We start from the raw sequence: 11,401 nt of genomic DNA, 5'->3' as shown, positions 1-11,401 counted from the left end.
CTTGTTGAAACGATCGAGGCAACCGAATGCAACAACTACTTCGCAAACGCCGGCTACGCTTCCGTCAAAACGTGAAAGACTCTAGTAGCATAGCTGCGGGCACAAAGCAAGAACAAAATAGGGCTATGCCTCAAATAATCGACGTGCCGGGCGTCTCGATGTTCCGGCAGGGGATCGGGCGCATCGCGCACCCGATCCCTCAAGGCAAGCCTCAGATGACGAACAGCCAGTTGGCGAGCAGCATCACCGCGACGCCGGCGACCAGCGTCAGATAGGGCAGCAACCCCGCCTTTCGCACTGTAAGGTCGGACGAGCTCATGCCGAGATCGGCCAGCATGTGGTCGGGGAACTTGCCCTTGTCCTGGATGTAATGCCGGAAGCAGAACACCGGGATGATCAAGGCTGCCGTGATCAGCCCTGCCCACAATGCCATCGGGTTCCAGACCTTGGCTCCGGCGCCCATGAAAACAGCGTTGACGTAGGCAAAGATCGCGCCGAGGCCGAGCAGCCAGCTCGGCGCCTTCCAGGGCCGCGCGATGTGGCCATTGTCGATGCGGTGGATCCAGCCGGCATTGAGATTGAGGAAGTTGAAGATGATATAGCCGCAATTCGACACCGCGAGGATGAAGAAGAAGCTTGTCGCGTCGGCCGAGGCGATGGCCAGCACGATCAGGTTGAAGACCAGGTCGGTCCACATCGCCCGCGTCGGTGCGCCATGCTCGTTGACATGGCTGAGGTAGCGCGGCAGCCAGCCGTCGACCGAACCTTGGTAGAGCGTGCGCGAAGAGCCGGCCATCGCCGTCATGATGCAGAGCACCAGCGCCAGGATCATCAGCATGACCAGCAGGCTGTGGATCAGCTGTCCGCCGCCGACCATGCCGGCCAGCGCATCGGCAACGCCGGAGCCGTCGACGATCGGCGTCGCCAGCATGCCGTTCAAGCCGAGCACGCCCTGAAAGGTGAATGGCACCAGGATGAACAGCAGCATGCACAACAGGCCGGAGTAGAAGATCGCCTTGAAGGTATCGGTGCCGGGGTTCTTGAATTCGGAGGTGTAGCAGACCGCGGTCTCGAAACCGTAGGTCGACCATGCCGCGATGAACATGCCGCCGAGCACCAGCGTCCAGCCGGCGATGTTCCATGCGCCGGGCTCCGGCGCATAGGCTGCCGCGAGCGGCACCAGCGGCGAGAAATTTGCCCAATCGATCTGGCCGGTGACGATCGGCACCACGCCGACGATCAGCATCGGGATGATGACCAGCAGGCCGATATATTTCTGCACGTTGGCCGTGCCCAGGATGCCGCGGTGCTGGATCGAGAAGATGATCAGCATCAGTACCGCGCCGATGAAAAAGGTGGCGTTGAAAGTAAAGGAAACCGGACCAAGCGTGTGACCGTAGAGCGTCCAGCTGCGGATCGCCGGCGTCGCCGCCGCGGTGACCGCGGTGATGGCGTCAGCGGCGCTGGTTCCGGCATGGGCCGCAATATAGGCGGCGACTTCCGGCGAAGTGTCGGTGAACAGCGGCACCGGCGCCAGTGCGTTGAGGATGTAGGCTGCGGCGATCGAGCAGCCGAGCGACAGCACCGGCGACCAGGCGAACCAGTTGCACCACACCGAAAGCGGCGCGATGAATTTCGAATAGCGCAGCCATGCGGTGGCGCCATAGATCGAGGCGCCGCCGGATTTATTCGGGAACAGCCCGGCGATTTCCGCATAGGTGAAGGACTGCAGGAAGCCCATGACCATGGATACGGTCCAGATCAGGAAGGCCAGCGTTCCGGTAGTGCCGGCGATGCCGCCGATCGAAAACAGGACAAGGGCCGGAACGCCGCTCGCGACCCAGAAGGCGCCGCGCCAATCGATGTTCCGGTGCAGCTGCCCTTCGGCAGGCGGCACCAAGGTGGTGACTATCGTGCTCATTTACGTGGATTCCCCATTTTTGATGTTCCCATCGGCAACAGCCACAGTCTCGCGAGGCGTCATCGACGCTCACGTTGAACGGCCCCAGGCGTTTTCCGCTCAGTAGTATTTTTTTCTTAGCAGTGAAGATTGACCCAACGCGCTTTCACGTCAAGCGCTTTGTGACGCTGTGCACATTGCGTTTGTGGAACAGTCGAGCTTCGTTGGCGCTGCCAACGGGTGCGGTCTTCCTTCTCCCACGACAGCAACGGGAGAAGGGAAGAACCAGACAGCATCGATCAGGAGCGCGGCCTGGTCTTTTGCGGGTCATAATGGGCAAAGGCGACGACGCGCGCCGGCAGCCGCTTGCTGTGGCCGTCGAGCTTGCCGATCTCGACCTCGGTGCCGACCGCCGAATGCGCGACGTCGAGCCTGGCCAGCGCGATGGTCTTGCTTAGCAGCGGCGAGCGCATGCCGGAGGTGACCACGCCGATCTGGGCGCGGCCGACATGCACGCAATCGCCGTGGCCGACGGCGACATTGGCGTCGATGTCGAGGCCGACCAGCTTCCTCTGCGGATTTTCCTTGCGCCGGATCAGCGCCTCGCGGCCGATGAAATCGTCGCTCTTGGTCTTCAGCGGTACGGTGAAGCCGATGCCGGCCTCGAACGGATCTGTCTGGTCGGAAAATTCGTAACCGGCAAAGATCAGCCCGGCCTCGATGCGCACCATATCGAGCGCCTGCAGCCCCATCGGCTTCAGGCCGTGCGGCTGGCCGGCCTGCCAGATCGCGTCGAAGACCTTGTCGGCGTCGCGCGGGTGGCACCAGATCTCGTAGCCGAGCTCGCCGGTGTAGCCGGTGCGCGAGACAATGACGGGAATGCCATTGCCGCCGCCGATGCGGGCGACCGCGAAACGGAACCATTCAAGCTCGTCGATCGACGGCTGCAGCGGCGAGGTCCAGACGATCTGCCGCAGAATGTCGCGGCTTTTCGGTCCCTGCACGGCGACATTGTGCATCTGGTCGGTCGACGAGCGCACCAGCACGGTGAGGCCGAGTTTTTGCGCTGTTTCCCGCAGCCATTCGCCGGATAGATCGTCGCCGCCAACCCAGCGGAAATTATCCTTGCCAAGCCGAAGCAGCGTGCCGTCGTCGATCATGCCGCCGTGCTCGTAGCACATGGCGGAGTAGACCACCTGACCGACGCCGAGCTTCTTGATGTCGCGGGTCAGGGTATATTGCAGCAGCGCTTCGGAATCCGGCCCGGTGACCTCGAACTTGCGCAGCGGCGACAGGTCCATGATCACGGCGTCCTGCCGGCAGGCCCAGTATTCGTCGATCGGGCCTTGCCTGGCGAAGGAATTGGCCAGCCAATAACCCTTGTACTCGACGAAGTTGCGGGTGTGCTTGGCAAAGCTCGAATGAAAGGCGGTCTCGCGGGTCATTTTCGGTTCCGAATCGGGCGTCATGCGTCTGGCGATCGCTCGCGAGAATTTGTGCTGGCCGGAATAGGTTCGCACATGGATGTCGGTCAGGTTCCAGCCATTGGCCGGCGTGGTGTCGTCGGGGCAGGCCGACGAGACGCAGACGATGTCCGTGAGCGCCCTGAGTAGCACATAGTCGCCCGGCCGCGACCACGGCTCGTCCGAAACCACGACGCCATGCGCGTCGATCGCCGTGTTGAAGAAGAAGTTGATCGCCATCCAGCCGGCGCGGGGCGTGACGCCCTTGTCGGCCAGCGCGCGGTTGAAATTCTCCGAGCAGTTGGGATGGCCGGGATAGCCGATGTCGTCGTAATATTTGGCGGCGCAGGCGAGCGCGAACGCATCGTGCCGGCCGCAAGTGTCCTGCACCACCTCGACCAGCGGCTCCATGTCCTGGTCGTAGTATTTCGAATGCAGGCCGGGCATCGGATAGCTCGAGCCCATCAGCGTGCGCGTCGTCGTCACGTCGAGCGGATGATCGCGGCCCTTGTCCAGCTTGCGCGCCGAAAAGCACTGGAAATCCGTGCATTGGCGCCCGTCGACATCAATGATCTGCAGATAATCGCCCGCCCTAACGAAATAGGCCTCCGCCGTCGCCGAATGGACGCGCAGGTCGAGCACGGGATCGGCCAGCGGGTCGGCAAGCCTGGATTTCGCCGCCGGGCGGATGGTGGCGCGCCGGACGACGACGCTAAGCGGCGTCGCGGTATCGTGGCCGTCGACCAGCATCGGCCCGCCGGGCGCGGCAATCAGCATTGAACCGTCGCGGGCGACGGTAAAAGCCTGTTCGGTCCCGGCAGGGGTGGCGCCGCCGAAAACGCGAACCGCCTTTGCCTGATCGAGCTGCACCTCGCGCCGCTCGAGGCCTCGGCGCAAGGAAGCGAGGCTATCGTCGCCCTCGGCCAGCATCGCCTTGATGCCGGCGGCATTGCTGTTCGATCTCTCTCCGAGAATGCCGGGATCGGTCGCGCCGCTGCTGTCCCATGCCAGGAGCTCGCAAGCCTGCCCGCCCTCGACATTGCGCACGCTGATCGTATCGCCGGCCTCGACCTCGATCAGCACCGCGCCGTTGCCCTGGACGGTGTAGCGCTCCATCCCGGCCGGCAGCGCGATCTGGCCTGGCCGCAGGATCAGGCTCGGCCGCGGCGGTCCGGCGACGACGGCGGGGTAGGGCGACTGGCTCATCTCAACCCTGGTTTCGAGAAACAAGTTTGCCTGTGTGTGAAATTATTTTAGCGGGAAGAATAGCAGGGGGATCGGGTTTGGCAAGGTGAAGGTGGCACAAGCTCCCCCTTCTCCCCTTGTGGAGAAGGTGTCGCCGAAGGCGACGGATGAGGGGTGTTCCAGGGAACGCCAGCATCTCACTCTGCTGGAACACCCCTCATCCGTCTCGGCGCTGCGCGCCGATCCACCTTCTCCCACAACAAGGGGAGAAGGGAAGACGCGCCAAGGCTACCCCAATTCCTCGGAATGCCCGATATCGACGCCATACTCCGCGGCCGCATCGAGCATCGTATGCCACAGGCTTTCGGCAAACGTCGCAAATACCAGAAGATTGAACACCCCCTGCCCATCCGGCCGGTCATTGCCACGCCAGAGATTGATGCTGGTGTGATCGACCGCGGTCGCCGCCGCGGTGCCGGCCGGGAACGCCGCCGGGTGCAGGTCTAGCGACGACAATTTCGCCAACATCGAGCGCGCCTTGCCTCCCGAGACGCTGATCAGGGCGCGCGCATGCGACTGATCGGAAAGCGAGGCGGACTGCGAGAACGCCTGGCTCAGCTTCTCCATCGCGTGAATGCCGCCCTTCGACAAGACGAGGAACTGATCCGGTCCCGACCAGATCAGCGTGGCGTCGGGAACTCGGACCGCGTCGGGCGCATTCGGGGCGGCAACGCCGAAGCGGGTTTCGGCAGCCTTCGCCAGTTCTGCCGCCTTGCCGCGCCGCGCCATCACCTGGATCAGGTCGAAATTGCGGATCTCGGTGAGCGATACGCCGGCCGCCGTGCCGCGCGCGCCGTAGCCGCCGACAACAAGCGCTTTCTCCAGCGGACTGCGGGCAATCCAGGAAAACTCAGCCACGCTGGCGCCCTCCATCCGGATCGTAAAAGACAGGACTGCAGAGCTCGACATCGTAATCTTCCCCGCGCAGCGGATCGTGCGCATGGACGATCTCGCCGATGCGCTCGCGGCCGCGCTCGACCAGCCCAAGCCCGATCCACTGGTCGAGCATCGGCGAAAAGCAGACCGAGGTGACATAGCCCTGGTCATTGTCGGGACCGGGCGTCTCGCCCTTCGGGATGATATGCGCGCCGGAACGCAGGCGGCGCGTCTTGTCGACCGGCTTGATGCCGACGACGACCTGGCGGTCCGGCGCGACCAGCGCCTCGCGCCCGGCCATGACGCGGCCGATGAAGTCTTTCTTGGTCGACATCATCTTGCCGAGGCCGAGGTCGGCGGCGGTCGTCGTGCCGTTCAGCTCCGGTCCGGCGACATGGCCCTTTTCGATGCGCATGACGCCGAGCGCCTCGGTGCCGTAGGGCGTAACCCCGAATGGCTTGCCGGCCAGCATCAAATTGCGCACCAGCGCGTCGCCATAGCGCGCGGGAACAGAAATCTCGAACGCCATTTCGCCGGAGAAGGAGATGCGGAACAGCCGCGCTCTGATGCCACCGTGCAGCGCGACTTCCCGCGCCCCCATGAACGGAAAACCTTCGTTCGACAAATCCTCGGATTCATCAACGACCTGTTTCAGCAACTCCCGCGCGCTCGGCCCGGCGATCGAGAATTGCGCCCACTGGTCGGAAACCGAGGTCAACTGCACGTCGAATTCCGGGAACAGCACCTGCCGGCAGAATTCGAGATGCTGCATCACCAGCCCGGCCTTGGCGGTGGTGGTGGTCAGGAAATAATGGTCCTCGGCGAGCCGCGACGTCGTGCCGTCGTCATAGACGATGCCGTCCTCGCGCAGCATCAGCCCGTAGCGGGCTTTTCCGACGGCGAGGCTGGAGAAGGTGTTGATGTAGACGCGGTCGAGGAAAGCGCCGGCATCCGGGCCGTGCACTTCGATCTTGCCGAGCGTCGAGACGTCGCAGAAGCCGACGCCGGAGCGCACTGCCTTGACCTCGCGCGTCACCGATTCCAGCCAGTCCTTTTCGCCGGCGCGCGGATACCATTGCGCCCGCTTCCACAGGCCGGTGTCGACGAACACCGCGCCCTGTTCGGCTGCCCAGTGATGCGACGGCGTCAGTCGTGTCGCGTGGAAGTTTTCGTCGCGATGATGGCCGGCGAAGGCGCCGATGGCGACCGGTACATAGGGCGGGCGGTAGATCGTCGTGCCGGTTTCGGGAATGGACTTGCCTGACAACGCAGCCATGATGGCGAGGCCGGCGACATTCGAGGTCTTGCCCTGGTCGGTGGCCATGCCGAGCGTCGTATAGCGCTTGAGATGCTCGACCGATTCAAAACCTTCGCGCTGGGCCAGTTCGATGTCGGATGCGGTGACATCGTGCTGGTAGTCGACAAAGGCCTTGCCCTTGCCGGCGACGTGCCAGAGCGGGGTCAGCGAAAAGGCTTCTTCGTCGGCGACCGGCGGCGTGCCGGCATTGCCGCCGCGTCCGGCGCTCTGCGCTGCCGCAGCACCCGCGGCAAATCCCTGGCGCAGGCAGTCGCCTAGGCCGAAGGCGCCGTTGGCGGCGCCGACGGCCACCATGCCGGGCGGCGCACCATCCGGCACGAAGGCTGCGATATCGTCCTGCCATTTCGGCCGGCCGCGATGATAGGAAGTCAGCCCGACCGCCGGATTCCAGCCGCCGGACACGGCTAGCCCGTCGGCTTCGACTTCGGCGCGCGCGCCGCCGGTGAGTGCCACCGCGATCGTCCGGACACCGTCCTTGCCGCCTTCGACCCCGCTGACCGAGCCGTTGAGCACGGCAAAGCCGCCTTTGGCGGCAAGCGCGTGACGTTCGGCGGATACGTCCGGGCGTGCATCGACCACCGCTGCGATCTGCAATCCGGCGCCAAGCGCGGTCTCGACGGTGCGCCAGCCATCCTCATTGTTGGTGAACAACGCGATCCTCGTGGCAGGGGTTGCCGCATAGCGTTCGACATAGGTCCGCATCGCCGAAGCCATCATCACGCCGGGCGTGTCGTTGCCGGCAAAGACGATCGGCCGCTCGATGGCGCCGGCGGCAACGACGCAGCGCTTGGCCACGATCCGCCACAGCCGCTGGCGCACCTGGTGCTCGGGCGGCGAGGGCAGGTGGTCGTTGACCCGCTCGATGGCGCCATATGTGCCGCCATCATAGACGCCGAACAATGTCGTGCGGGTCATGATGCGGACATCGGGCAGTGCGGCGAGTTCGGCCAGCGTGCGCGTAATCCATTCGGCCGCCGGCGTGCCGTCGATCGTGCCGGCGTCGGCAAGCAGGCGGCCGCCAAGCGCGAAATCTTCCTCGCACAGGATGACGCGGGCGCCGCCGCGCCCGGCCGCCAGTGCCGCAGCCAGCCCGGCCGGGCCGGACCCGGCAATCAGCACGTCGCAATGCGCCCACGCCTTGTCGTAATGGTCGGGATCGGCGACGCCTGCAGCGCGACCGAGGCCGGCGGCGCGGCGGATCGCCGGCTCGTAGACCGCTTCCCAGAATTTCGCCGGCCACATGAAGGTCTTGTAGTAAAAGCCGGCGACGAAGATCGGCGCAAACAGCTGGTTGACCGCCATCAGATCATGGCGCAGCGACGGCCAGCGGTTCTGGCTGGCCGCTTCCAGACCGTCATAAAGCTCGGCCGTGGTCGCCCTAGTGTTGGGCTCGCGTCGCGCTCCGCTGCGCAGTTCGACCAGCGCGTTGGGCTCCTCCGAACCAGCGGTCAGGATGCCGCGCGGCCGATGGTATTTGAACGAGCGGCCGACCAGCTTGACGCCATTGGCGATCAGCGCCGAGGCCAGCGTGTCGCCTTGGAAGCCGGCAAAGCTCTTGCCGTCGAAGCGGAAGCCCAGTGGCGCGGCGCGATCGATGAGACCGCCTGATACGAGACGATAGGGCTGGCTGGAGGTCACGATCGCCCGCCTTCCGTCGCTGTGGCCTGATAAGCGCTGACCTGGACAGAATTCATCTTGCAGCCTGCTTCGCACCAACGCCTGCCGCCGGCTCGACCGACGAAATCTCATGCGTAAGCGTGTTGCGGGCGACCTTGAGCCAGGCCCGGCAGCCGCCGCCATGGTACCAGTATTCGCTCATCGGCCCGGCGATGTTGTCGCGCAGATAGACGTAGTCGAACACCTCGTCTTCGGAGGCGCCGGCTGCCGGGCGCGCCGACTTGGCGTCGCCGAGATAGGTGAACTCGCCGAGTTCGCGTTCGCCGCAGAAGGGACAGACAATGCGCATGCTTCTTCAGCCAGCCTTCAATGCAGGTTCGGTTGGGCGCCCTGGCCCTTTTCGTCGATCATGGCACCTCGCCGAAAGCGGTCGAGGCGGAAGCGGGCAGCCTCCTTGTGCGGCTCGTCGCGCGCCAGCAGATGGGCAAAAACCAGGCCGGAGCCGGGCGTCGCCTTGAATCCGCCATAGCACCAGCCGGCGTTGAGATAGAGCCCGTCGACCGGTGTCTTGTCGATGATCGGCGAGCCATCCATCGACATGTCCATGATGCCGCCCCACTGACGCAGAAGCCGTATCCGGCCGATCATCGGCATCAGCGCCATGCCGCCTTCGCAGACATCTTCCATGACAGGCAGATTGCCGCGCTGGGCGTAGGAATTGTAGCCGTCTATATCGCCGCCGAAGACCAGCCCGCCCTTGTCGGATTGGCTGACGTAGAAATGGCCGGCGCCGAAGGTCATGACATTGGGGATCAGCGGCTTGATCGCCTCGGAGACGAAGGCCTGCAGCACATGGCTTTCGATCGGCAGCCGCATACCGGCCATCGCCGCGACGCGCGACGAGGAGCCGGCGACCGCCATGCCGACCTTGGCGGCACCGATCCTGCCGCGCGATGTCTCGACGCCGGTCACCTTGCCGCTGCCGTCGCGAACAAAGCCGGTCACCTCGCAATTCTGGATGATGTCGACGCCGAGCGCGCTCGCCGCATGCGCATAGCCCCAGACCACGGCGTCGTGCCGTGCCGTGCCGCCGCGTCGCTGCAAAAGCCCGCCCTGCACCGGAAAGCGCGCATTGTCGAAGTTCAGGAACGGCATCATCTTCCTGACCGCGGCGAGGTCGAGCAGTTCGGCATCGATGCCGTTGATGCGCATGGTGTTGCCGCGCCGCGCATAGGCGTCGCGCTGCGCGTCGGAGTGGTAGAGGTTGATGACGCCGCGCTGGCTGACCATGGTGTTGTAATTGAGGTCCTGCTCCATGCGCTCCCAGAGCTTCATCGAAAGCTCGTAGAAGCCTGTATTGCCGGGCAGCCCGTAGTTGGAGCGGATGATGGTGGTGTTGCGGCCGGCATTGCCGGAGCCGATCCAGCCTTTTTCCAGCACGGCGACATTTCTGATGCCGTATTCGCTGGCGAGGAACCATGCCGTCGCCAGGCCATGGCCGCCGCCGCCGATGATCACCACGTCGTAGTGGCTCTTCGGGGTGGCGTCGCGCCAGGTGCGCTGCCAGGTCTTATGGCCGGAAAATGCCGCCCGGGCGAGGGAGAAGATCGAGTATTTCATGAACCTGTTTCGCGCCGGGCGTGCAACAATCCGGATCAGATGTCGAGCGTGTGGTCGCGCTCCCACTGGGTGAAGTGGGAAGCATAGGAATTCCATTCCTGCTGCTTGAGCTTTAGATAGGCCGACGAGAATTCCTCACCCAGCGCCGCCTTGAGCGATTTGTCGTTGTCGAACTCGCGCAACGCGTCGAGCAGGTTGAGCGGCAGCTTCGGCGCGCCCTCCACCGTATGGCCGAACTGGTACATGTCGATATCGTAGCGCCGGCCGGGATCGGCCTTCGAGCGGACACCGTCAAGGCCGGCGGCGATGATGACGGCCTGCAGCAGATAGGGGTTTGCCGCGCCGTCGGGCAGGCGCAGCTCGAACCGGCCTGGCCCAGGCACGCGCACCATGTGGGTGCGGTTGTTGCCGGTCCAGGTCACCGTGTTCGGCGCCCAGGTAGCGCCGGAGATGGTGCGCGGTGCGTTGATGCGCTTGTAGGAATTGACCGTCGGGTTGGTGATCGCGGCAAGGGCGGAAGCATGTTTCATGATGCCGCCGAGGAAATTCCGGCCCTTTGCCGACAGGCCGAGCTCCATCGCATTATCGGCAAAGACATTGGTCTTGCCATCTTTGTCCCACACCGAGATATGCGCATGGCAGCCATTGCCGGTCAGGCCCTGGAAGGGTTTAGGCATGAAGGTTGCGCGCAGGCCGTGCTTTTCGGCGACCGATTTCACCATGAATTTGAAGAAGGAATGCTTGTCGGCGGTCGCCAGCGCATCGTCGAAGGCCCAGTTCATCTCGAACTGGCCGTTGGCGTCCTCGTGGTCGTTCTGGTAGGCGCCCCAGCCGAGCGCCAGCATGTGGTCGCAAATCTCGGCGATCACGTCGTAGCGGCGCATCACCGCCTGCTGGTCGTAGCAGGGCTTCGACGCCGTGTCATATTCGTCGGAAATCGTCTTGCCATCCGGCGAGATCAGGAAGAATTCGGCCTCGACGCCGGTCTTGATGTGCATGCCGTCGCCAGCGGCCTCAGCGATCAAACGCTTCAGCGTGTTACGCGGCGCCTGCTCGACCGATTTGTCGTCCATGATGCAGTTGGCGGCGACCCAGGCGACCTCCGGCTTCCAAGGCAACTGGATCACCGAAGCCGGATCTGGCACCGCCAGCATGTCGGGATGCGCCGGCGTCAGGTCGAGCCAGGTGGCAAAGCCGGCAAAGCCGGCACCGTCCCGCTGCATGTCGGCGACCGCCTGCGCCGGCACCAGCTTGGCGCGTTGCCCACCGAACAGGTCGGTGTAGGATATCATGAAATATTTGACGCCCTTCTCCTTGGCGAAGGCGGCGAGATCGTTCCCCATTATAGTTCCTCGCTTACTG

Annotated in this window: 7 protein-coding genes; all 7 read right to left on the bottom strand. The window is 64.3% G+C overall.

Annotated features, from left to right (window positions below):
• Positions 1 to 211 precede the first annotated feature (211 nt).
• The 7 genes from NKH50_RS19585 to glnT all read right to left on the bottom strand — a co-directional run bounded on the left by NKH50_RS19585 (position 212) and on the right by glnT (position 11,382).
• Entirely contained in the window at positions 212 to 1,921 is a 1,710-nt protein-coding gene (locus tag NKH50_RS19585; protein WP_352880526.1) for a trimethylamine N-oxide permease, read from the bottom strand.
• 278 nt (positions 1,922 to 2,199) lie between these two features.
• The gene (locus NKH50_RS19580; protein WP_352880524.1) at positions 2,200 to 4,569 is read right to left on the bottom strand and encodes a trimethylamine N-oxide demethylase; all 2,370 of its coding nucleotides are present in this window, start codon (positions 4,567 to 4,569) and stop codon (positions 2,200 to 2,202) included.
• Between the two features lie 267 nt (positions 4,570 to 4,836).
• The gene (locus NKH50_RS19575) at positions 4,837 to 5,466 is read right to left on the bottom strand and encodes a sarcosine oxidase subunit gamma (RefSeq protein WP_352880522.1); all 630 of its coding nucleotides are present in this window, start codon (positions 5,464 to 5,466) and stop codon (positions 4,837 to 4,839) included.
• Positions 5,459 to 8,440 carry a sarcosine oxidase subunit alpha gene (locus NKH50_RS19570; RefSeq protein WP_352880520.1) on the bottom strand — a complete coding sequence of 994 codons (2,982 nt, stop codon included), beginning with the start codon at positions 8,438 to 8,440 and terminating at the stop codon, positions 5,459 to 5,461. Before NKH50_RS19570 ends, NKH50_RS19575 begins: the two co-directional genes overlap by 8 nt.
• A 52-nt stretch (positions 8,441 to 8,492) precedes the next feature.
• A complete protein-coding gene (locus NKH50_RS19565; protein ID WP_352880518.1) occupies positions 8,493 to 8,768 on the bottom strand; it encodes a sarcosine oxidase subunit delta in 276 nt (91 codons plus the stop codon).
• 17 nt (positions 8,769 to 8,785) lie between these two features.
• Positions 8,786 to 10,039: a sarcosine oxidase subunit beta family protein gene (locus tag NKH50_RS19560; RefSeq protein WP_352880516.1), complete on the bottom strand. Its 1,254-nt coding sequence runs from the start codon at positions 10,037 to 10,039 to the stop codon at positions 8,786 to 8,788.
• Positions 10,040 to 10,074: 35 nt separating this feature from the next.
• Positions 10,075 to 11,382, bottom strand: coding sequence for a type III glutamate--ammonia ligase (gene glnT / locus NKH50_RS19555; protein WP_352880514.1), 1,308 nt, complete (start codon positions 11,380 to 11,382; stop codon positions 10,075 to 10,077).
• Positions 11,383 to 11,401 lie beyond the last annotated feature (19 nt).

Origin of the sequence: Mesorhizobium sp. M1027 (genome assembly GCF_040318745.1) — a bacterium.
In the GTDB taxonomy this organism is placed as follows: Bacteria; Pseudomonadota; Alphaproteobacteria; order Rhizobiales; family Rhizobiaceae; genus Mesorhizobium.
The sequence above is the reverse complement of the archived record's forward strand: the minus strand, read 5'-3'. Positions and strand labels throughout refer to the sequence as shown.

Bases quoted from the DNA above. Each gene is read 5' to 3' on its own strand.
- NKH50_RS19585 (WP_352880526.1), bottom strand. From the start codon at position 1,921: ATGAGCACGATAGTCACCACCTTGGTGCCGCCTGCCGAAGGGCAGCTG.
- NKH50_RS19580 (WP_352880524.1), bottom strand. From the start codon at position 4,569: ATGAGCCAGTCGCCCTACCCCGCCGTCGTCGCCGGACCGCCGCGGCCG.
- NKH50_RS19565 (WP_352880518.1), bottom strand. From the start codon at position 8,768: ATGCGCATTGTCTGTCCCTTCTGCGGCGAACGCGAACTCGGCGAGTTC.
- NKH50_RS19560 (WP_352880516.1), bottom strand. From the start codon at position 10,039: ATGAAATACTCGATCTTCTCCCTCGCCCGGGCGGCATTTTCCGGCCAT.
- glnT (WP_352880514.1), bottom strand. From the start codon at position 11,382: ATGGGGAACGATCTCGCCGCCTTCGCCAAGGAGAAGGGCGTCAAATAT.